At 68.5% G+C, this 19,973-nt stretch carries 19 protein-coding genes; 6 read left to right on the forward strand and 13 right to left on the reverse strand.

Annotated elements, in window-relative coordinates:
- Positions 1 to 17 precede the first annotated feature (17 nt).
- The 7 genes from BLR24_RS28960 to BLR24_RS28990 all read right to left on the reverse strand — a co-directional run bounded on the left by BLR24_RS28960 (position 18) and on the right by BLR24_RS28990 (position 8,908).
- Positions 18 to 1,097, reverse strand: coding sequence for an ATP-binding protein (locus BLR24_RS28960; protein WP_055802383.1), 1,080 nt, complete (start codon positions 1,095 to 1,097; stop codon positions 18 to 20).
- On the reverse strand, positions 1,094 to 2,641 hold the full coding sequence (locus BLR24_RS28965) for a DUF5691 domain-containing protein (RefSeq protein WP_093023908.1): 1,548 nt from the start codon (positions 2,639 to 2,641) through the stop codon (positions 1,094 to 1,096). The genes BLR24_RS28960 and BLR24_RS28965 overlap by 4 nt, the downstream gene beginning before the upstream one ends.
- A gap of 55 nt (positions 2,642 to 2,696) precedes the next feature.
- Entirely contained in the window at positions 2,697 to 4,049 is a 1,353-nt protein-coding gene (locus BLR24_RS28970) for an SWIM zinc finger family protein (protein WP_093023910.1), read from the reverse strand.
- A 52-nt stretch (positions 4,050 to 4,101) separates the two neighbouring features.
- Positions 4,102 to 4,719, reverse strand: coding sequence for a hypothetical protein (locus BLR24_RS28975; protein ID WP_093023912.1), 618 nt, complete (start codon positions 4,717 to 4,719; stop codon positions 4,102 to 4,104).
- Positions 4,716 to 6,761, reverse strand: coding sequence for a molecular chaperone HtpG (gene htpG / locus BLR24_RS28980; RefSeq protein ID WP_093023914.1), 2,046 nt, complete (start codon positions 6,759 to 6,761; stop codon positions 4,716 to 4,718). The genes BLR24_RS28975 and htpG overlap by 4 nt, the downstream gene beginning before the upstream one ends.
- 124 nt (positions 6,762 to 6,885) lie before the next feature.
- Positions 6,886 to 7,929: an ABC transporter substrate-binding protein gene (locus BLR24_RS28985; RefSeq protein WP_093023916.1), complete on the reverse strand. Its 1,044-nt coding sequence runs from the start codon at positions 7,927 to 7,929 to the stop codon at positions 6,886 to 6,888.
- Between the two features lie 64 nt (positions 7,930 to 7,993).
- Positions 7,994 to 8,908 carry a LysR family transcriptional regulator gene (locus BLR24_RS28990; RefSeq protein ID WP_093023918.1) on the reverse strand — a complete coding sequence of 305 codons (915 nt, stop codon included), beginning with the start codon at positions 8,906 to 8,908 and terminating at the stop codon, positions 7,994 to 7,996.
- 103 nt (positions 8,909 to 9,011) lie between these two features.
- Here BLR24_RS28990 and BLR24_RS28995 point away from each other — a divergent pair, with 103 nt between their 5' ends.
- Both BLR24_RS28995 and aqpZ read left to right on the forward strand, forming a co-directional pair.
- Positions 9,012 to 10,031 carry a zinc-dependent alcohol dehydrogenase family protein gene (locus tag BLR24_RS28995; RefSeq protein WP_093023920.1) on the forward strand — a complete coding sequence of 340 codons (1,020 nt, stop codon included), beginning with the start codon at positions 9,012 to 9,014 and terminating at the stop codon, positions 10,029 to 10,031.
- Between the two features lie 173 nt (positions 10,032 to 10,204).
- Positions 10,205 to 10,915, forward strand: coding sequence for an aquaporin Z (gene aqpZ / locus BLR24_RS29000; RefSeq protein WP_093023922.1), 711 nt, complete (start codon positions 10,205 to 10,207; stop codon positions 10,913 to 10,915).
- A 20-nt stretch (positions 10,916 to 10,935) separates the two neighbouring features.
- On the opposite strand, the gene BLR24_RS29005 is transcribed toward aqpZ, so the two are convergent.
- From BLR24_RS29005 to BLR24_RS29025, 5 genes are all read right to left on the reverse strand, one after another.
- Positions 10,936 to 11,274, reverse strand: a complete 339-nt coding sequence (locus BLR24_RS29005) for a hypothetical protein (RefSeq protein ID WP_093023924.1) — start codon at positions 11,272 to 11,274, stop codon at positions 10,936 to 10,938.
- 118 nt (positions 11,275 to 11,392) lie between these two features.
- Positions 11,393 to 12,802, reverse strand: a complete 1,410-nt coding sequence (locus tag BLR24_RS29010) for a sensor histidine kinase (RefSeq protein WP_093023926.1) — start codon at positions 12,800 to 12,802, stop codon at positions 11,393 to 11,395.
- Positions 12,803 to 12,863: 61 nt separating this feature from the next.
- Positions 12,864 to 13,520: a response regulator gene (locus tag BLR24_RS29015; RefSeq protein ID WP_093023928.1), complete on the reverse strand. Its 657-nt coding sequence runs from the start codon at positions 13,518 to 13,520 to the stop codon at positions 12,864 to 12,866.
- Between the two features lie 122 nt (positions 13,521 to 13,642).
- Positions 13,643 to 14,746: a winged helix DNA-binding domain-containing protein gene (locus BLR24_RS29020; protein ID WP_093023930.1), complete on the reverse strand. Its 1,104-nt coding sequence runs from the start codon at positions 14,744 to 14,746 to the stop codon at positions 13,643 to 13,645.
- 10 nt (positions 14,747 to 14,756) lie between these two features.
- A complete protein-coding gene (locus tag BLR24_RS29025; RefSeq protein ID WP_093023932.1) occupies positions 14,757 to 15,578 on the reverse strand; it encodes a pseudouridine synthase in 822 nt (273 codons plus the stop codon).
- Positions 15,579 to 15,722: 144 nt separating this feature from the next.
- Between BLR24_RS29025 and BLR24_RS29030 the strand changes: the two genes are divergently transcribed.
- The 4 genes from BLR24_RS29030 (at position 15,723) to BLR24_RS29045 (ending at position 19,106) form a co-directional block, all read left to right on the forward strand.
- Complete coding sequence (locus tag BLR24_RS29030) at positions 15,723 to 16,859, forward strand: MGDG synthase family glycosyltransferase (RefSeq protein ID WP_175543377.1); 1,137 nt, start codon at positions 15,723 to 15,725, stop codon at positions 16,857 to 16,859.
- Entirely contained in the window at positions 16,856 to 17,350 is a 495-nt protein-coding gene (locus BLR24_RS29035; protein ID WP_093023936.1) for a hypothetical protein, read from the forward strand. Before BLR24_RS29030 ends, BLR24_RS29035 begins: the two co-directional genes overlap by 4 nt.
- On the forward strand, positions 17,347 to 17,877 hold the full coding sequence (locus BLR24_RS29040; RefSeq protein ID WP_093023938.1) for a tyrosine-protein phosphatase: 531 nt from the start codon (positions 17,347 to 17,349) through the stop codon (positions 17,875 to 17,877). The genes BLR24_RS29035 and BLR24_RS29040 overlap by 4 nt, the downstream gene beginning before the upstream one ends.
- Before the next feature lie 98 nt (positions 17,878 to 17,975).
- The gene (locus BLR24_RS29045; RefSeq protein WP_093023940.1) at positions 17,976 to 19,106 is read left to right on the forward strand and encodes a zinc-binding dehydrogenase; all 1,131 of its coding nucleotides are present in this window, start codon (positions 17,976 to 17,978) and stop codon (positions 19,104 to 19,106) included.
- A gap of 170 nt (positions 19,107 to 19,276) precedes the next feature.
- Here BLR24_RS29045 and kdpE read toward each other — a convergent pair whose 3' ends face one another.
- On the reverse strand, positions 19,277 to 19,972 hold the full coding sequence (gene kdpE, locus BLR24_RS29050; protein WP_093023942.1) for a two-component system response regulator KdpE: 696 nt from the start codon (positions 19,970 to 19,972) through the stop codon (positions 19,277 to 19,279).
- Position 19,973: the final 1 nt, after the last annotated feature.

A 19,973-nucleotide genomic window follows, 5' to 3' on the forward strand; every position in this document is an offset into this window, starting at 1 on the left:
AGGTGATCGCGCGGGGCTCAGAGCTGTTCGCGGCAGGCGCGGTACAGGTCCTTCCAGTCGGTGCGTTCCTTGACCACGGTCTCGAGGTATTCCTTCCACACCACGTGGTCCTGCACCGGGTCCTTGATGACCGCGCCGATCAGGCCCGAGGCGACGTCGGCCGAGCGCAGCACGCCGTCGCCGAAATGGCCCGCGAGCGCCATGCCGCTGTTGATGACGGAGATGGCCTCGGCGGTGGAGAGCGTGGAGGTCGGCGACTTGATGCGCGTCTTGCCGTCCTCGGTCTGGCCGTTGCGCAGTTCACGGAAGATCTGCACCACGCGGCGCACCTCCTGCAGCGCGGGCGGCTCGGCCGGCAGCGCAAGCGCGCGGCCGAGCTCGGACACGCGCTTGACCACGATCTGCACTTCCTCCGCTTCGCTGGCCGGCACCGGCAGCACCACCGTGTTGAAGCGGCGCTTGAGCGCGCTGGAAAGTTCGTTCACGCCCTTGTCGCGGTTGTTGGCGGTGGCGATGACCGAGAAGCCGCGCACGGCCTGCACCTCGCTGCCGAGCTCGGGAATGGGCAGCGTCTTTTCGGAGAGCACGGTGATCAGCGTGTCCTGCACGTCGGCCGGAATGCGTGTGAGCTCTTCGACGCGCGCGATCTTGCCCAGGCGCATCGCATGCACCAGCGGGCTCGGCACCAGCGCCTTTTCGGAGGGGCCGTTGGCCAGCAGTTCGGCGTAGTTCCAGCCGTAGCGAAGCTGTTCCTCGCTGGTACCGGCCGTGCCCTGGATCAGCATGGTCGAGTCGCCGCTCACGGCGGCGGCCAGGTGCTCCGACACCCACGACTTGGCGGTGCCCGGCACCCCGTACAGCAGCAGCGCGCGATCGGTCGCGAGCGTGGAGACGGCGATCTCCATGAGCCGGGGATTGCCGATGTACTTGGGGCTGACCTCGAAGCCATTGGCCAGCTTGCCGCCCATCAGGTAAGTGAGCACGGCCCAGGGCGAGAGCTTCCAGTTGGCCGGGCGCTGGCGGTCGTCGACCTTCTGGAGCGCATCGAGTTCTTCGGCGAATTGCTGTTCGGCATGCTGGCGCAGGACATTGCTCATGGACGGCCTTGAGAAGATGAAGAGGTGGGCTGGGAACGAAGGGTTGAAAACAGCTGGCGCGCCCGCACGATGCGTGCGGCGTCGCCCAGTGCGTTGGCGAGGCCGGGGCTTTCCTCGGCCGCGCGCGGCAGGTCGGCCAGGAGGTGCAGCGCACTCGCATGAAGCAGCGCGGCCGCATCGCCGAGCACCTGGCGCAGCACGTAATCGTTGACGAGATCGCCGCGTTCGACGCGGGTGCGCAGTGCGCTCGCAAGCTTCAGCGAGAGTTCGGCAGAAGGGGTTTCGCCGGGTGCGCAGGCCTGCTCGGCGAAGGCGACCACCTCCTGCACGCCGTTGCCTGTTTCGCCGAGTTCGCGGACCCAATGACGCTCGCGCCGTTCACGCGGCAGCAGCGCCAGCAGCTGGCCCACCCACGCGCGCTGGGCGCGCACGCGGTCGAGCATGGCGTCGCACCAGTCGAAATCCGGGGTCGCAACGATTGCGTCGTTCCAGCCGCGCAGCAGTGCATCCTTCCAGTCGCCTTTCGCGGCCCAGTCGAGCAGCGCGGCGGGCGCCATGCCGGTGCGGGTGGTCCACCATGCGAGCGGAGCCTGTCGCACGAGCTGATAGAGCCACCAGGCGCGTTCGCCGAGGCTTTCGTGGGTCGGACGCGCCGCATCGACGGCATCGTCCTTCCAGCGCGGATCGGCGGCTTCCGGCGCTTTCAGCTGCCACGCTCCGCCCTCCTGCGAGAGCAGCGGCACGAGGAAGGCCTCGATGCGCTGCACGTGGGCGCTTGCGGGCAGCCGCTGCAGCAGCTCGACCGCGGCCTGCCGCACGTCGCGGGCGCGATCCTTGAGCTGCGCGTCGAGCAGGGCTTCGTCATCGGGGCCGATGTTCTCGGCCAGCGCACCCAGCAGCGCGGCGCGCTCCTTCGCCGGAAGTTGCGGTAGTTCCGCCGCAAGGCGTTCGCGCGCGGCGGCGGGATCGACGCGGCGCTGTTCGGCCAGCACTGCGCGTCGCTGTTCGAGGCTGCCCTCGTCCCACCGCGTCTGCGCGTCGGCCAGCTCGCTGGCACCGACCGCATAACGCCACTCGTCGTTGCGTGCGGCAAGCCAGAGTCCACGCTCGCCAAGCGCAGGAATCACGGCCGGCCGCAGGTCGACGGCTCGGCGGCCGGCGTCGAGTGCGGCGGGCAGCAGCTTGTGAGGTAGGCGCAGGCCGGCGGCGGCCAGCGCGGCGAGGCCTTCGTGCTGCAAACGCAGCGGTCCGCTCGCGAGTGCGTCGGCGATGGCGGCCTGCAGCGCGGAATCTTTCAGCACGGGGCGTTCGTCGGCGGCGGCGACCGGTGCGTCGGAAGGTGAGAGGCCCGGCGCCACGAAGCCGGCACGGCGGCCGATGGCCACGGCGCCCGCGGCACGCAGGAGCTGGCCCTGTGCTTCGCCGTCCTGTATCGCTTGCAGCAGCGCGGCGAATTCGTCGCCTGCCATTCCTTGAGCTGCCGGCACGGGCTGACGGGCGGTGCCGACCAGCGCGGTCTGCAGCAGCGAGTTCCAATGGCTCATTCGATAACCTCCGCGCTCACGCGCTGCGGTATTCTCCTTGGGGCGGCCCGGCGGCTCATGCCCGCGCTCCGCTCAAGGTCCAGACCGGCGCGCTGCCCGCTGCGGCACCCGGAGCCCAGGCGGTGAGCGGCGCGAACTGCTCGCCATCCCATTCGCCGAAGACGCGCAGCGGCGCGCCGCCCGAATGCGCCATCAGCTGCCAGGCTTCCTGCGTCGCCAGTTGCATCGGCAAGGCCTGCGGCGAGGTGTCCAGGCGCAGCCACCATTGGTCGCCATGCCGCGCGGGAATGGCTTCGGCCCACACCATCGGCAGCAGCGGTTGCCAGGGGTTGGCGGCGATCTGCTGCGCCATGCGTAGCCATTCGTCGGATGCGTGCGATGCGGACGCTGCCGACGCAGCGGGTGCATCCGCCAGCAGCTCGGCCACCAGCGCGCGCTGCGACGCATGGCCCGGATAGAAGCACAGCACCGCGGCACGCTCGCTGCCGCTGACCCATGCGGATTCGAAGCCGCGGCCGCCATGCGAATAGTCGAGCAGCAGCGCACGCCGCCCGCTCGTGCGGCCTTGCAGCCAGACATGGCGCTCGACCAGCTTGGTGTCGCGCTCGTCGGTGCACTGCCCCAGCACGAGCCAGTGGTCCGCAACGCGCTCGCCATCCGCCAGCAGGGCTTCGCGATCCTGGGGCCAGCCGAGCGCGATGCGCAGGTCGGCCAGCGTGGCGGGCGAGAGCGATTCGCGGCGCTGCACCGCATCGACGATCAGGTGAAGCCGGCCCAGCCGGTCGAGCAGCCGCGCCGGCCAGCCTTCGCCGGCGCCGATGAGTTCGGCCGCCTGCGTGATGCGCTGGCCGAGCCCCGGCGCCTGCGCATCGACCATGCGCGCCGCCATCGAGCCCCAAGCCTGCTGCTGCTCGCTGCCGAGCGAGGCGAGGCCGCGTTGGGTCTGGTCGTCGAGCCAGCGCGCGAGCTCCTGCGTGCCGGCCTCGATGCGCTTCCAGCGCTGCGCGTCGCGCTTGGCCGCCGCGGCGGGATCGGGCGCGGCCGGCGCTTCGGTGGCGCGCGCTTCCTTCTTCTCGGCCTTCTCGCGCCGCGAGGCGATCCATTCGGACACCCAGGCCGGCGGCGTGCCGGCGGTGAAACTGGCTTCGCTCTGTGCGCGCAGCAGCATCAGCGCGAGGCCGTGCTTGCAGGGGAACTTGCGGCTCGGACAGGAGCAGCGGAACACCGGGCCCGCGAGGTCGGCCTGCGTCTGGTAAGGCTTGCTGCCGCTGCCCTGGCATTCGCCCCACACCGCATCGTCGGAATACCCGAGCGTGGGCCACTTGGCCGGTGCGAGCAGGCCCTTGGCGGCTTTCGCCGAGGCATCGTCGGGAGCGAGCGCCAGGACGGCTTCTGTGCTGAGAGTCATCGGGGCACCCTCGCGCCGGTCCGCGGCGCGGAAGATTGGAAAAGCGCGGCCATCAAGGCGCGACGGGATTGGCCGGCGTGCCGAGGCTGCCGGGCGGAAGAGCTGCGGCGTCGGCCGGCGCACGGTAAGACACGCGCATCGACGAAGGCTGCGGCGCTGCCTGGGGTGCGGCGGCGGTTACCGGCCTGGTCACGCCACCCTTGGTGACCGTGACCGGCGCAGCAGCGGGCGGAATCGTTGCCACGGGAGCCACGCCGGTAATGCCTGCCGTACCGGATACCGGGACCGTGGCCCCGATCGCCGCCGTAGTGACTGGCGCGGCGCCGCCCGCCGGCGCGTACCCGGCCTTGCCGGCATTGGGGTCGTGCAGCACCACGCTCTTGCCCACGCCGACGCCGGTGCCGATGGGGCCAACACCGACGCCCACACCCACGCCGACCGAGCCCGCCACCACGCCGCCGTTGTTGACCGCCACGCCCGCGCCGAGCGGGCCCCAGCCGGTGTTGAGCCCGACGGAGAAATTGCCGTCCTTGGTGGCGCCCAGCCCGAGCGAGAGCCCGGGCACCAGCGGAATGCCGATGTGATAGTGCGAACAGCCGCCCACCAGGAACAACAGCGGCACCGCCACGGCGGCGGCTGTTGCCCGAACGGTGTGCGGCCGGGCGTTCACACCAGCAGCGCGTTCACGCGCCTCACGTAGGCCGCGGGGTCGGCCGGCAGGCCGCCTTCGGCCAGCAGCGCCTGGTCGAAAAGGATGTTGGCCAGGTCGTCGAAATGCGCCGAGCCTTCGAGCTTCTTCACCAGCGGGTGCTCGGCGTTCACTTCGAGCACTGGCTTGAGGTCGGGCGCCGGCTGGCCGGCCTGCTTGAGCATGCGCGCGAGCTGCGTGCTCATGCCGCCGTCCTGCACCACCAGGCAGGCGGGCGAGTCGACCAGGCGCGTGGTCACGCGCACGTCCTCGGCCTTGTCCTTGAGGGCTTCCTTGAGTTTTTCGAGCAGCGGCTTGAACGATTCCGCGGCCTCTTCGGCGGCCTTCTTCTCGGCCTCGTCCTGCAGCTTGCCGAGATCGACCGCACCCTTGGCCACGCTTTGCAGCGGGGTGCCGTCGAACTCGGTGAGGTAGTTGAGCGCCCACTCGTCGACCCGGTCGGTCATGAGCAGCACCTCGATGCCCTTCTTCTTGAAGACCTCGAGCTGCGGACTGTTCTTGGCCGCGGCGAGCGTGTCGGCCGTGATGTAGTAGATCGCGTCCTGGCCTTCCTTCATGCGCGCCTTGTAGTCGGCAAAGCTCACGCTCACCGTATCGCTCGTGGTGGAGGCAAAGCGCAGCAGCTTGGCGATGCGGTCGCGATTGGTGAAGTCTTCGCCCAGGCCTTCCTTCAGCACGGCGCCAAACTCGGCATAGAACTTGGCGTACTTGCCCGATTCGTCGGCGTACTCGGCCGCCGCTTCGGCAGCCGGCATGGCTTTCTTGTCGACCACGTCGGTGACGTCGGCCGCAATCTCGGTCGGATCGGGCGCGGGCACCGATTCCCCGGAGCCGACGTCGATCTTGCCTTCGGCGCTTTCGGGCGCGGTCTTCTGCTTCTTCGCCAGATCTTCGAGCATGGAGAGCACGCGCTTGGTGCTGCCCTCGCGGATGGCCTTCACGTCGCGGCTTTCCTGCAGCAGCTCGCGGCTCACGTTGAGCGGCAGGTCGGAGGAGTCGATCACGCCCTTCACGAAGCGCAGGTAGCTCGGCAGCAGGGCTTCGGCGTCGTCCATGATGAAGACGCGCTTCACGTAGAGCTTGACGCCCGCGCTCTTCTCGCGGTTCCACAGGTCGAACGGGGCCTTCGAGGGGATGTAGAGCAGCTGCGTGTACTCGGTGCTGCCCTCCACGCGGTTGTGGCTCCAGGCGAGCGGCGCCTCGTAGTCGTGGCTGACGGTCTTGTAGAACTCTTCGTACTGCTCGGGCGTGATGTCTTTCTTGTTGCGGCTCCACAGGGCGTTGGCCTTGTTGACCGTTTCCCATTCGCCGGTCTTGACCATGTCGCCGGGCTGGTCGTTCTCGCCTTCCTTCCACTCCTCTTTTTCCATGAGGATAGGCAGCGAAATGTGGTCGGAATACTTGCCGACGATCTGCTTGAGCTTCCAGGCGTTGAGGTATTCGTCGGCGTCGTCGCGCAGGTGCAGCGTGATGCTGGTGCCGCGCTCGGCGCGCGTGATGTCGGCCACTTCGAAGTCGCCGGCACCGCCGCTCACCCATCGCACGCCCTGCTCCGGCGATAGGCCCGCGCGGCGCGATTCGACCGTGATCTTGTCGGCCACGATGAAGCCGGAGTAGAAGCCCACGCCAAACTGGCCGATGAGCTGCGCGTCGGCTTTCTGGTCGCCGCTGAGCTTGCTCATGAAGTCCTTGGTACCACTTTTTGCGATGGTGCCGAGGTGGTCGATGGCTTCCTGGCGCGACAGGCCGATGCCCTTGTCGGTAATGGTGATGGTGCGCGCGGCCTTGTCGAAGGAAAGGCGCACGTCCAGGTTGGGTTGGTCTTCGTACAGCGCGGGGTGGTCGATGGCCTCGAAGCGCAGCTTGTCGCAGGCGTCCGAAGCGTTCGAGATCAGCTCGCGCAGGAAGATTTCCTTGTTGGAGTACAGCGCATGCGTGACGAGGTGCAGCAGTTGCGCGACTTCAGCCTGGAAAGGGAGTTTCGTGTTGGAGGAATCAGCCATGGGAAAGAAGAAATATCGAACGGAAAAATTCTAAGCCGGGCGGCCGCCATGGCGCGACCGGCTTACTTGTCAACTCTGCGAGTTGGGGCTTGCGCCCCAAAAAACAATAGCCGCTGAAAGTGCGCTATCTCGGTTGCGATTCGACCTCGCGGGTCCAGCGGTCGATCAGTCGCTTGCGCTCGGCGGCCTTGCCGTATTTCTCGAAGTCGTACTTGATGAGCTTCACGTCGTTCATCGAGGGGATGCGCGCGTCGGGCTTGAAGGTCTTGTTGGCCGGCGACTGCAGGCTGCCGGCCTGGCCGCCGATGGCCTGGCCGGCCGGGCTCATGAGCCAGTCGTAGTAGCGCCTTGCATTCTCCTTGTTGCGTGCGCCCTTGACCAGCGCGATGCCGCCCACTTCGTAGCCGGTGCCTTCACACGGTGCGGCGGTCTTCACAGGAAATTTGTCGTAGCGCCAGCGCTCGAAGCCGAAGATGAAGCTCACGCCGATCGCCACCTCGCCCTTGGCCACGTTGGGCGCCTGCGCCTGGCCGCTGCGGGTGTAGCTGGTGACGTTGCGATGCAGCTTCTTCAGGTAGTCGAAGGCCGCGTCTTCGCCCATCTGCTGCACCAGGCCCGCGATGATGGTGTAGGCCGTGCCGCTCGTGGCCGGGTGCGAGATCTCGATCTCGCCCCTGTACTCGGGCTTGACCAGGTCGGCCCAGCATTTGGGCTCGGGCAGTTTCTTTTTCTTGAGCAGGTCGGTGTTGAAGCCGAACCCGATGGCGCTGGTGTAGAAGCCGCCCACCATGTTCTGCGACATCGCGTACTGGCGCACCGCCCAGTCGTGCAGGTCGTTGATGTACGCCGGCCGGTAGGGCTCCAGCAGGCCCTGCTCGGCGGCCTGCAGGAACGGGTCTCCGGTGCCGCCCCACCAGATGTCGGTCTTGGGGTTGGCCGCCTCGGCGCGCAGCTGGGCGCCGATTTCTCCGGTGCCCTTGTGCGCCTGCTGCACCTTGATGCCGGTCTCGCGCGTGAAGGCCGCGGCGGCCGCTTCGCACCATCCGGCATCGGTGCTGCAGAGCGCGTTGACCGTGCCCTGCGCCGCCGCGCCCGGGGAAAAGAAAAAGGCCATAGCGCCCGCGCATGCGGCAAGGGCCGCGGCATTCCTGGTGGCAAAGGGGCGCATGCGTTCTTCTCCTGCAAATGGTTTTATTGGAAGGCTCAGGCCGCAGGATAGCTGGCAACGCCGCTCAGCGGGCCGCCAGCAGCGGCGGCAGATGCTCGGCCAGCCAGTCGATCACCACCCGCGTCTTGTGAGGCAGATAGCGGCTCCGGGAGCGGATGACGTTGAGCTCGAAGCCGAAGGGCTGCGGCTCGTCGAACACGCGTACGAGCGTGCCGGCGGCCAGCGCATCGGCTGCGAGCCAGGCCGGCAGGCGCGCCAGGCCCATGCCGCCGATAGCGGCTTCGAGCAGCACCTCGGCGCTGTCGCAGCGCAGACGCGATGGCGGCGCCATCTCGACCAGCCGACCCTCGGCGTCGTGAAAGCGCCAGGGCGAGATCTGCCCGTCGCGGGCGTAGAGCACCGCCTCGTGCGCCGAGGCGCCGAGCTCGGCCGCGTCGGCGGGGCGCCCGCGCTCGGCAAGATAGGCGGGAGCGGCGCACAGCACCATCCATTGCACGCCGACCGGCCGCGCCACCAGGTCGGCGCTGTCGGGCAGCTCGCCGCTTCGAATGGCGAGGTCGAGGCCCTCTTCGGCCAGGTCCACACGCCGGTCGTTGAAAGAAAGCTCCAGCGAAAGCCCGGGGTGCCGGCGCGCCAGCGCGAGCAGCAGCGGACCGACCTTCAGGCGCCCGAGCATCGCCGGCATGCTGAGGCGCACCAGCCCGGCCGCGGTGCTGCGCGCGGCGTCCGTCATGGCTTCGGCCGCTTCGAGCTCCGCCAGCGCGCGCCGGCAGCGCTCGTAGTAGCCGTGGCCTTCTTCGGTAAGGCTCTGGCTGCGTGTGGTGCGCAGAAAAAGCCGGGTGCCCAGCCGCGCCTCGAGCCGCGCAATGCTCTTGGCCACCGCCGAGCGCGTGACGTGCAGCCGCTCTGCCGCACGCGCGAAGCTGCCTGCTTCCGCTGCGGCGACGAACTCTTCGATACCTTGAAGGCGTTGGCTCATTGGATATTTTTTAGCGCCATGAGGTTGAAAATTATCCATCACTGGATAATGAAAGTCGCCAATAGCATGAAGGCTCTCTTGTTTTTCGAAGGAGTCTTTTTTCATGCAGGAACCTCAAATGCTTCGCCGCTGGCAACTCTCTTCCTTCGGCCGCGAGCACCTCCAGCAGGTCGAACTGCCGCTCCCCACGCCCGGCCCGGGCCAGATCCTGGTGCGGGTGGGTGCGGTGTCGCTCAACTACCGCGACCTCCTGATGGTTCGCGACGGCATGGGCATGAAGTTCGACATGCCATTCACGCCCGGCTCCGACATGGCGGGCACGGTGGCGGCCGTGGGGCCGGGCGTGCAGCGCTTTGCCATCGGCGACCGCGTGGTCAACACCTTCTGGGGCGGCTGGATCGACGGGCAGTGGCCGGCAGGGGCCGTGCTGGCCGGCGGGCCCGGTCCCGGCATGCTGGCCTCGCACGTGGTTCTCGATGCGGCCTGGGCCGTGGCGGCGCCGGCCACGCTGGACTTCGCCGAAGCGAGCACACTGCCGTGCGCCGGCCTCACGGCCTGGTTCGCGCTGGCCGAGACTGGCGCAAACCAGGCGGTCAGGCCCGGCCAGACCGTGCTGATCCACGGCACCGGCGGCGTGGCGCTGTTCGGATTGCAGCTGGCGCAGCTGTACGGCGCGCGCACCATCGTCGTCTCGGGCAGCGAAGAAAAGCGCGCGCAAACGCTGGCGCTCGGCGCAACCCACGTGCTGATGCGCGACAGCGACTGGCCGGCCGAAGTGCGCCGGCTCACCGACGGCCGCGGCGCGGACCACGTGCTCGAGCTCGCGAGCGGGCCGAATCTGGATCGTTCGCTGCAGGCCACGGCGCAGGGCGGCCGCGTGTCGATCATCGGCATGCTGGGCGGCGAGACGCTGAGTGCGTCGTTCTATGCGATGGTGCTCGGTCGCATCACGGTGCAGGGCATTGGCGTGGGGCATCGCCGCGCGCTCGAAGAGCTGGTGCGCGCCATCGACGTCAATGCGCTCAAGCCCGTGATCGCGGCGCGCCATGCCTTCGCCGAGCTGCCCGATGCGCTCGACGATCTCGCGCGAGGCGCGTTCGGCAAGATCGTCGTCACGCTTTGATGAGGCCCGATAGTCTCTTGCACGCCCCGTGTCAGAAACAAAAGGCCGTCGATTTGTGAACAGGTTCCGTTAGCTGCAACAACATGCATGGCGCATGCGTGTTCCGTTCCTAGAATCCGCCCGCACGATGGCCGGGAGGCCATGCGCTTTTCTCAACTTCAGGATGGAACAGCATGGAACATAGCACCTACAAAAAGTGGTCGGCCGAGTTCATAGGTACTTTCTGGCTCACGCTGGGCGGCTGCGGAAGCGCCGTCCTGGCGGCGGTCTTTCCGGGCAACCTGGGCATCGGCTTCCTGGGCGTGTCGCTCGCGTTCGGCCTCACGGTGGTCACGGGGGCCTATGCCCTCGGCCCCATCTCGGGCGGCCACTTCAACCCTGCCGTGTCGATCGGCCTCGCGGCCGCGGGGCGCTTCAAGGCCTCGCAGCTCGCGGGCTACATCGTTGCGCAGGTGCTGGGCGCCATTGCCGCGGCCGGCGTGCTCTACCTGATTGCCACCGGCAAGCCCGGCGCCGACATCGGCGGCTTTGCCACCAACGGCTATGGCGAACACTCGCCCGGCAAGTACGGCATGACCGCCGCGCTGGTGTGCGAAGTGGTGATGACCGCGGTGTTCCTGATCGTGATCCTCGGCTCGACCGCCAGGCGCGCGGCTGGCGGCTTCGCGGGCCTGGCCATCGGCCTGTGCCTCACGCTGATTCACCTGGTCTCCATTCCGGTGACCAACACCTCGGTCAATCCGGCGCGCAGCACGGGGCCGGCGCTGTTCGGTCCGTCATACGCCATGTCGGAACTGTGGCTCTTCTGGGCCGCGCCCATCGCGGGCGCGATCATCGGCGCGGTGATCTACCGCGTGCTGCTCAGCAACAGCAACGACGACTGATTGAAGCCGCCGGCAGCCGATCAGCTGCCGCTGGCCGACTGCACGAGCGGCAGCGAGGTCGATTGCCCGATCGATTCGGTGCCCGTGGCGTGCGACGCCGCATAGGCGCCAGCCTGCACATCGGCCACAGGAATGGTCGAGTTCATGGCCGGCGCGCTGGTCGACTGGCCGATGGACTCGGTGCCGCTCGGCCGCGCGGCGGCCATCGCGCCCGCCTGCACGTCGGGGTTCTCGGGCGAATTCATCTGCAACGGGTGATAGTCCGAACCGTCGGTCGTTTCGGCCGACGCATGGACGGCACCGAGCGCCGCGAACGCGGCAAAGGAACCAAGGGCAATAAGCTTGAAGGAAGTGCGCATGGTGTGTGCTCCTGAATGGCGGATGGTTGTCTCGGGCCGTGTGCCGTCGCGCGAACTGCGCGTGGCAGGGCCTGAACGCACTCTAGGCAGCCCGACTGAGCGGGCCGTGAGCAAACAATTAGGTCGGCGTGAGGGGCATGGACGACGAAGGCAGGTGCACCCGCGCCATCAGTCCCGGGCCTGCTCTTCCTCCTTCTTCTTCATCTCGGTTGCGCAGCTCGATGCGCAAGCCATGCCTTTCGGCGGCCGTGCGCGCAATGGCCAGCCCCAGCCCGCTGCCGCCCACCGGGGCGCCCGGCACGCGAAAGAATCGATCGAACACGCGGGCTATCGACGAGGCCGGAATGCCCGGCCCGTTGTCGAGCACATCGACCACCGCATGGCCTTCGAACTCGTGCAGCCGCACGTCGACCACACCGCCTTCGGGCGCATAGCGCAGCGCGTTGTCGATCAGGTTGTCGAACACGCTGCGCAGTTCGGCGGGCGGCGCCATCACCACGGGCGCGATGCGGCCTTCGAAGCCGATGTCGACGCGGCGCGCATCGGCCAGCACCATCAGCTGGCTCACGCTCTCGCGCAGCAGGGTTTCGATGTCGACCGGTTCGCGCGCCGTGGGGCGGCCCGGCGCATCCTGCCGCGAGAGGCTCAGCAACTGCTCGATCAGGTGCTGCGCGCGCGTGACGCCGGCCTCGAGCTGGTTGAAGCGCTCGGTGGCTTCGCCGGCGGGCACGTGCGCGCGCAGGTTCTCGATCTGCAGGCCAATGGCGGCCATGGGGGTACGAAGCTCGTGGGCCGCGTCCTGCACGAAGCGGCGCTGCGTGGCAAAGGCATTGCGCACGCGCGACAGCAGGTTGTTGAACGCGTGGACCAGCGGCGCAATCTCGTCCGGCACGCGCGCCAATGAAAGATCGGTCGGGCTGCGCTCGTCCTGCGAGGCCACGTCGCGCGCCACCGCCCGCAGCGAGCGCGACGCCGCCGACACGATGAGCCACAGGATCAACAACGCCAGAGGCAGCAGCACCGCGATGGGCAGGCCCTCGAGCAGCGCGCGGCGCAGCGTCCGGCGCCGGCGGTAGTCCTCGTTCTGCAAGACCTGCACGCGCGGCTGGTCGGCGCGCGCACCGGGTTCGGCCGTGAACACGCGCCAGCGCGAGTGCGGGTGCACGCCGGTGGCCACATCGCCAAAGCCCGGCTGCGGCTGCAAGGGCACCACGGCCAGCGGCGGCCAGGAACTCGCGCGCAGCATGCGGCCGTCGGCGCTCCATAGCTGGACCACGAAGGCGCCGCGCACCAGGGCGGCCTCGGCGTCGAGCGGGCGCGGGATCCGAGGCGGGTCGCCGCCCGCATAGGAATCGGCCACCAGCCGCATCTGCTCGTCGAGCGCGTTGTGAACCAGGTCGCCATACGCCACGAAGGTGAACCACGCCGTGATCGCCGCCGCCACAAGGTGCAGCGTGACGAGCCAGAACAGCAGCTGCGTGCGCAGCGAGCGCGGGCGCCACCAGCGGCCGCCGCCCGCAGCGCTCATTGGCAAACCTTCGTGCTTCGCACTGCGGCGCGAGCCCCCTTCGGAACGGCCGGGTGGGCGCTCATGCCGCGACGCGCCAGCCCAGTCCACGCACGTTGCGGATCGAATCCGCGCCGAGCTTGCGGCGCATGCCGTGGATCAGCACGTCGATGGCGTTGCTGGTCACTTCTTCGCCCCAGCCGTAGATGCGGTTCTCGAGCTGCTCGCGCGAGAGGATGGCGCCGGGCCGCTCGAGCAAGGCGTGCAGCAACGCGAACTCGCGCGCCGTGAGCGCCTCGCGCGCGCCATCGACCACTACCTCGCGCGTGGTCAGGTCGAGCTGCAAGGTGCTCCCGCCGATCAGGGAATGCGCGGCGCCGTCGCGCCGGCGCACCACGGCCCGCATGCGCGCGAGCAGCTCGCGAAATTCGAACGGCTTGAGCAGGTAGTCGTCGGCGCCCAGGTCGAGGCTGTGGACGCGGTCGTCGAGCCCGTCGCGCGCAGTGAGCACCAGCACCGGCGTGGCATCGCCGCGCTCGCGCGCGCGCCGCAGCACCTCGGTGCCGTCCTGCCGCGGCAGGCCCAGGTCGAGCAACACGCAGGTGTAGTCGCCGTCGCCGAGCGCGCTTTGCGCCAGCTCGCCGTCGCGCACCCAGTCGGCCGACCAGCCGGCGCCCTCGAGCGCCTGCTTCAGGCTGCGCCCGATCATCTCGTCGTCTTCCACCAGCAGTACACGCATTGCGTCGACTCCTTGGGCCGCAAGGTAGCACGCGATCGGGATGATCGGTAGTGGCCCTGCGCCGTGGCGCAGCGTAGAGGCGAAGTCTTAGGCGGGGCTTAGGCGCCGTGCAGGCACAAGGGTCACAGCACGCGGACGTCGTGCCGCTCGCCCTCGCCGGCCGCGGCAAAGGCCAGCAGGCGCATGGCCTCTTCCTGCACGCCGAGCCGGTCGGGTTGGGACCACCGCGCGAAGGGTTCCAGCACCACCGTGGCCGCGTTCTTCGCCCGCTCGATCTTCCAGGTGCCCGCGACGATTCCGTCGAGCAGCACGGTGCCGCGCACGATGCCATTGACGGTGAACACCCGGCTGCGATGCGCCTCGCTCATCACGCGGCTGCGGTCGGCATGCGAAAGCAGCAGGTTGTCCCATTCGGCGACGAGGCGCGGCGGCGCGAAGGCGTCGGGACCGGGGCGCGGCGCGCGCGGAAGATCGAACAGCTCCTGGCCCTGCTCGCCGGTAAACGTACGCAGCTGTGGCCGGAGGCGCTCGGCCACAGCCTTCCAGCCCGTGAGGCCCGACCACGCGCCGGCATCGGCGAGCGTGGCGGGACCGAAGGCCGCCAGGTAGCGCAGCAGCAGGTCGTCCTGCGTGGCGGCTGCGGCGCCGGCAGCGGATTCGCCGAGCCACTGCCCGATGGGCTGCAGCTGTGCGCTCTGGTGCGAGTTCCAGTTGCCCGCGGGCGGCAGGTGCACCAGCGGCACGCTGTTGCGGATGAGTGCGGCGAGCGAGGCAGGCTGACGGTCTTTCCAGCGCGCCGCGAGTGCCTGCCCGAGTTCGGAACCGGTAAGCGCGCCTTCGCGCAGCAGCGCCCAACCCGCCTTCACCACGGCCGCGCGGTCGATGCCTTCGAGAGCTCGCGCGTGCTCGCCCGCGAGGCCGCGCTGGTGCACGGGTTCGAGCAGCGGCCGCCAGGCCAATGCATCCGATGCGGCCATCAGGTGCAGGGTCGCACGCATCGTCGACATGCGCACGACGCGGCGCTTCTTCAGGGCTTCGGTCAATTGCTCGCGGCGAAAGCCTTCGAGCCGGCTCCAGAGACCGATGTAAGGCGGGTTCGGCGCCTGCGCCTGCAGCCCCGCCAGCTTTTCGATGGCCTGCGTGACCGTCGCCTTGCGCCGCTCCAGCAGCATCTGCCGCGCCAGCGTGGCCCGGTTCAGCGCGCGCTGGCTCAGCACCACGGGCATCGGCAAGAACTCAGAACTTCTCGTGCGGACCGAGGTAGCGCCACTGCCCCACGGGCAGGTTGCCGAGCATCACCTTGCCGATGCGTACGCGCTTCAGGCCCACCACTTTCAGGCCGACCAGCTCGCACATGCGGCGGATCTGGCGCTTCTTGCCCTCGGTGAGCACAAAGCGCAACTGCTCGGGGTTCTGCCACTCTACCCGCGCCGGCTTGAGCGGCTGCCCGTCAAGGCTCAGGCCGTGGCGCAGCCTGGCGAGCATCGCGGGCGGGAAGACCGCCTGCACATTGGTCGTGACGGGATCGTCGTCGTCCATGCGCACGAGTTGCCCGGTGGGCGCCGGCTGGCCCAGGCCGTGATACGCCACGCGCACCAGGTATTCCTTCTCCATCACCGAGTCTTCGCCGATCAGCTGGCGCGCGATGCGGCCGTCCTGCGTCATCACCAGGAGGCCGATCGAATCGATGTCGAGCCGGCCGCACGGTGCAAGGCCGCGCAGTTGCTGGGGGTTGAAGAAGAAGCGTGTGTTGTCGTCCGCCCAGCGGTTCTGGGGCGTGAACAGCGAGACCGCTGGCTCATGGCCATCTTCTGCCTGCGCGCTCACGTAGCCGATGGGCTTGTTGATCAGGATGGTGACCTGGTTCGCCTGCTGGCCCTTGGCGGCCTTGTCGACCTCGATGCGATCGGCCGGCGTGACCTTGACGCCCATTTCGGCCGGCTTGCCGTTCACCTTCACCCAGCCGTTGGCGATCCACTCATCGGCCTCGCGGCGCGAGCAGATGCCGAGCTCGGCCATGCGTTTGTTGAGGCGGATCGGGGCGGTGGCGTCGGTCATGCAGGGGGCGCGGTCAGTTGGAAACAGGTCACGCCCGGTGGAGCGGTACGCAGCAGCATTTTCGTCCATTGCAGCCGTCTCCGGAATGTGTCGCATTGCATGGGGATAATGCGCGCCAATGGCCCGCCGACGGCCCGGACCCGCATGACAAAAATCCTGATCCTCAGTGTGAGCGCCGGCAACGGCCATGTGCGCGCAGCGCAAGCCCTCGAATCCGCCTTGCAATCGACCCCGCCGCACACGGCCGTCCACATGGACGCCATGGCCCATGTGGCCGGCGGCTTTCGCAAGGTCTACACCGACTGGTACATCCAGCTCGTGAACCGCGCCCCCGAGCTGTGGTCGTACCTGCACCAGCGCTCCGACGCCACGCCGCACCATGCGCCCTCGCAGCGGCTGCGCCGCGGCATCGAGCGGCTGAGCACCGGCACCCTGGTGCGCGAAATACGCCGCGAAAAGCCCGACGCCGTGGTCTGCACGCACTTCCTGCCGGCCGAGCTGCTGATGCGCGAGCGCAATGGCGGCCGCATCGACTACCCGGTGTGGCTCCAGGTCACCGACTACGACCTGCACAACATGTGGCTGGTGCCAGGCATGGAAGGCTACCTTGCCGCGACCGAAGAAGTGGCCTTCAGGCTGCGCGCGCGCGGCATTCCCGCGGAGCGCATCCACGTGACAGGCATTCCGGTGATGCCCGCATTCTCCGAACCCGATGCGCCGGCGCTCGCCCACGATGCCTGCGCCAAGGCGCTCGGCCTCGACCCGGCTCGGCCCGTGCTGTTGATGGCATCCGGCGGCGCAGGCGTGGGCGATCTGGCGAGCATGGTCGAGCGCGTGCTTCTGCTCGGCGCCGACAGCGGCTTGCAAGTAATTGCCGTGGCCGGCCGCAACGCCGAGACCCACGGCAAGCTACAAGCCCTGGCCGCGCGCCACCCGGGCCGCGTGGTCGCCATCGGCTTCACCAACGAGATGCACAAGCTCATGGCCGCGGCCGACCTGGTGGTCACCAAGCCCGGCGGGCTCACGGTGTCGGAATGCCTGGCGCTGGGCAAGCCGATGCTGCTGATCTCGCCGATTCCGGGGCAGGAAGAGCACAACGCCGGCTTCCTGATGGAAGAAGGCGCGGCCTGGCTCGCATACGACGCAATCGGCCTCGACTACAAGGTGGCGCGCCTGATGGCCGACCCCGCCAAGCTGGCGGACATGGCCCGGCGCAGTCGCGCGCTCGGCAAGCCGCGCGCCGCGGCCGCGGTGCTGCGCCACGTGCTGGGCGAAGAATGATCGGCACCTCGGAGAAGACAAGCGTGGCCCGCACGCTCGGCTACCTGGCATGGGTGGTGGTGATGGCGTTCTTCTTTGCCAACGCCGAGATCCAGATCGAAGGCGGCGCCGGCTGGGCCACGTCGCTGCCCACGTGGCGCATCGAGAACAGCATCTGGCTCGACCTCTTCTGGGGCGGACGCGCCATGACCGGCTACCACGCCTGGGTGTTCACCTTCATGGCACTGGTGTTCTTCTCGCCGCTGGCGTTCAACGGGCGCTGGACACTGCGCGACGTGGGGCTGGCCATGGCGGGGCTGATCGTGTTCTGGGTCTGCGAAGACTTCCTGTGGTTCATCATCAACCCGGCCTTCGGCTGGCCACGGTTCAATGCGGTGGATGCGTTCTGGCACAAGCACTGGATATGGGGCGCGCCGGTCGACTATTGGGGCGGCCTGGCGGTGGCCCTGCTCATACTGTTGCGGCGCCACTGGCCCCGCTCGCCCTCATGACAACCACCCCGCGCCCCTCGCACTGGGCAGACCCGCTGGACGAACTGCAGGTCGAGAACCTGCACCGAATCACGCCCACGCTGTACCGCAGCGCGCAGCCGCGCATCGCGAACGTGGCGGCGCTCAAGTCGCTTGGCATCCGCACCATCGTGAGCCTGCGCTCCTTCAACGACGACAAGAAAGTGTTCGCGGGCCACGACATCCGCCTGGTGCGCGTGCCGATCAACACCTGGTCGATCGATGACGCCAAGGTGCTGCGCGCGCTGATGGCGATACGCGAAGCCGAGAAGCAGGGCCCGGTGCTGATCCACTGCATGCACGGCGCCGACCGCACCGGCGTGGTCGCCGCGGTCTATCGCATGGCGGTGCAGGACTGGGACAAGGAAAGCGCGCGGCAGGAGATGTTCCGCGGCGGCTACGGCTACCACACGCTGTGGCGCAACATCCCGCGCTACATCGACCGGCTCGACCCGCAGAAGATGCGCCGTGCGCTGGCCCATGCGCCGGTGATTCCCGTGGTGTCCTGAAGGCGCCTGCAGCTTTCGCACGCCGCTCCTATACTGGCCGCCCCGTGGCCCTGGGCCACCTTCGAACGGACCTTTTTCAAGGTCGCAAGGGGCTCTTCATGGCACTCCAACTCCGCTCCCTCATCCGCGCGAGCGGCGAACTCGAACTCTCGCTGCACGACGAACCGATTCCCGAACCGCAGCCGCATGAAGTGGTGATCCGCGTCGAGGCATCGCCGATGAATCCATCGGACCTGGGGCTGCTGTTCGGCGCGGCCGACATGGGCACCGCCAAGGTCTCCGGCACGCCCGATCGGCCCGTTGTGACCGCCACGGTGCCGGAGCGTGGCATGCCCGCGATGGCCGGGCGGCTGGACCAGTCGCTGCCGGTGGGCAACGAAGGTGCGGGAGTGGTGGTGAAGGCCGGCTCGTCGCCAGCTGCTCAGGCGCTGCTCGGCAAGACAGTGGCCGCGATCGGCGGCGCGATGTACTCGCAGTACCGCGCGGTGGCGGCGGCCCAGTGCCTTGAGCTGCCCGCGGGTACGCCGTCGGCCGAAGGCGCATCCTGCTTCGTGAACCCTCTCACATCGCTGGGCATGGTCGAGACGATGCGGCGCGAAGGTCACAAGGCGCTGGTGCACACGGCCGCCGCCTCCAACCTGGGCCAGATGCTCAACAAGATCTGCCAGAAGGACGGCATCGACCTGGTCAACATCGTGCGCAAGCCCGAGCAGGAAGCACTGCTGCGCGGCATCGGCGCGAAGTACGTGTGCAGCACCAGCTCGCCCACGTTTGTCGAAGACTTGACGCAGGCCCTGGTCGAGACGGGCGCCACGCTGGCCTTCGACGCCACCGGCGGCGGCAAGCTCGCGGGCCAGATCCTCGGCTGCATGGAAGCCGCGCTGAACCGCACCGCCAAGGAATACAGCCGCTACGGCTCGACCACGCACAAGCAGGTCTACATCTACGGCGGGCTCGACCGCTCGCCGACGGAGTTCGTGCGCAACTTCGGCATGGCGTGGGCCATGGGCGGGTGGCTGCTGTTTCCGTTCCTGCAGAAGCTTGGGGATGAAGGCACGCGGCGGTTGCGGGCTCGGGTGGTGGCTGAATTGAAGACCACGTTTGCGAGCCACTACACGCGGGAAGTTTCCTTGTTCGAGGCGCTGCAGCTGGATGCCATTGGCGTGTATGGCAAGCAGGCGACGGGGGAGAAGTTCTTGTTGAATCCGAACAAGGGCTTGGCGGGCTGATCGCTTTTTCGGGTGGGTGGCGGCGTCAATGCCGATGCCCTCACCCCAGCCCTCTCCCAGAGGGAGAGGGAGCAACACGCAATCCGTCCCCTCCCGTCTTGTCCCCTCTCCCTCTGGGAGAGGGCTAGGGTGAGGGCACTGTGCCTTCGACAAAGCGCGGCGTCCACCGGCTAAACCACCAACCGATACCCCACCGCAGTCTCCGTCAGCAGATGCCGCGGCTGCGCCGGATCCGCTTCCAGTTTCTGCCTCAAATGCCCCATGTAGATCCGCAAATAGTGGCTCTGATCCGTGTGCGACGGACCCCACACTTCGCGCAGCAGCTGTCGTTGCGTGAGCACGCGCCCAGCGTTGGCAACCAACACTGACAGCAGCCGGTACTCGGTCGGCGTCAGGTGCACCTCGGCGCCGGCGCGGCGAACGATGCGCGCGGCGCGGTCGAGTTCGACTTCGCCGAAACGAAACAGCGGATCCGCAGGTTCGTCGCCACCGCCGGCCGCACGCGGGCGGCGCAGGTTGGCGCGCACGCGCGCCAGAAGCTCTCCGGTGCCGAAGGGCTTGGTCAGGTAGTCGTCGGCGCCTGCATCGAGCGCGGCAATCTTGTCGGCCTCGTCGCTGCGCGCAGACAGCACGATGATCGGCACGGCCGACCAGCCGCGCACATCGCGAATCAGCGAAACACCGTCGCCGTCGGGGAGGCCCAGGTCAAGCACCAGCAAATCAGGCTGACGCGTGCCGGCCGCCGCCAGCCCATCGCGCAACGTGCCAGCCTCGTGCACCAGCCAGCCTTCGGCCTCGAGCGCGCCGCGCACGAAGCGGCGTATCTGCGGCTCGTCCTCGATCACGATGGCGGTGGGGGATGGCATG

Origin of the sequence: Variovorax sp. OV700 (assembly GCF_900099805.1) — a bacterium.
In the GTDB taxonomy this organism is placed as follows: Bacteria; Pseudomonadota; Gammaproteobacteria; order Burkholderiales; family Burkholderiaceae_C; genus Variovorax.

What these genes read in the sequence shown, in the direction of transcription:
- BLR24_RS29035 (WP_093023936.1), top strand. Translation starts at nt 16,856, where the DNA reads ATGATCGGCACCTCGGAGAAGACAAGCGTGGCCCGCACGCTCGGCTAC.
- BLR24_RS28960 (WP_055802383.1), bottom strand. Translation starts at nt 1,097, where the DNA reads ATGAGCAATGTCCTGCGCCAGCATGCCGAACAGCAATTCGCCGAAGAA.
- BLR24_RS29040 (WP_093023938.1), top strand. Translation starts at nt 17,347, where the DNA reads ATGACAACCACCCCGCGCCCCTCGCACTGGGCAGACCCGCTGGACGAA.
- BLR24_RS28970 (WP_093023910.1), bottom strand. Translation starts at nt 4,049, where the DNA reads ATGACTCTCAGCACAGAAGCCGTCCTGGCGCTCGCTCCCGACGATGCC.
- BLR24_RS29010 (WP_093023926.1), bottom strand. Translation starts at nt 12,802, where the DNA reads ATGAGCGCTGCGGGCGGCGGCCGCTGGTGGCGCCCGCGCTCGCTGCGC.
- BLR24_RS29025 (WP_093023932.1), bottom strand. Translation starts at nt 15,578, where the DNA reads ATGACCGACGCCACCGCCCCGATCCGCCTCAACAAACGCATGGCCGAG.
- BLR24_RS29015 (WP_093023928.1), bottom strand. Translation starts at nt 13,520, where the DNA reads ATGCGTGTACTGCTGGTGGAAGACGACGAGATGATCGGGCGCAGCCTG.
- BLR24_RS29005 (WP_093023924.1), bottom strand. Translation starts at nt 11,274, where the DNA reads ATGCGCACTTCCTTCAAGCTTATTGCCCTTGGTTCCTTTGCCGCGTTC.
- BLR24_RS29020 (WP_093023930.1), bottom strand. Translation starts at nt 14,746, where the DNA reads ATGCCCGTGGTGCTGAGCCAGCGCGCGCTGAACCGGGCCACGCTGGCG.
- aqpZ (WP_093023922.1), top strand. Translation starts at nt 10,205, where the DNA reads ATGGAACATAGCACCTACAAAAAGTGGTCGGCCGAGTTCATAGGTACT.
- htpG (WP_093023914.1), bottom strand. Translation starts at nt 6,761, where the DNA reads ATGGCTGATTCCTCCAACACGAAACTCCCTTTCCAGGCTGAAGTCGCG.
- BLR24_RS28965 (WP_093023908.1), bottom strand. Translation starts at nt 2,641, where the DNA reads ATGAGCCATTGGAACTCGCTGCTGCAGACCGCGCTGGTCGGCACCGCC.
- BLR24_RS28985 (WP_093023916.1), bottom strand. Translation starts at nt 7,929, where the DNA reads ATGCGCCCCTTTGCCACCAGGAATGCCGCGGCCCTTGCCGCATGCGCG.
- BLR24_RS28990 (WP_093023918.1), bottom strand. Translation starts at nt 8,908, where the DNA reads ATGAGCCAACGCCTTCAAGGTATCGAAGAGTTCGTCGCCGCAGCGGAA.
- BLR24_RS28995 (WP_093023920.1), top strand. Translation starts at nt 9,012, where the DNA reads ATGCAGGAACCTCAAATGCTTCGCCGCTGGCAACTCTCTTCCTTCGGC.
- BLR24_RS29030 (WP_175543377.1), top strand. Translation starts at nt 15,723, where the DNA reads ATGACAAAAATCCTGATCCTCAGTGTGAGCGCCGGCAACGGCCATGTG.
- BLR24_RS29045 (WP_093023940.1), top strand. Translation starts at nt 17,976, where the DNA reads ATGGCACTCCAACTCCGCTCCCTCATCCGCGCGAGCGGCGAACTCGAA.
- kdpE (WP_093023942.1), bottom strand. Translation starts at nt 19,972, where the DNA reads ATGCCATCCCCCACCGCCATCGTGATCGAGGACGAGCCGCAGATACGC.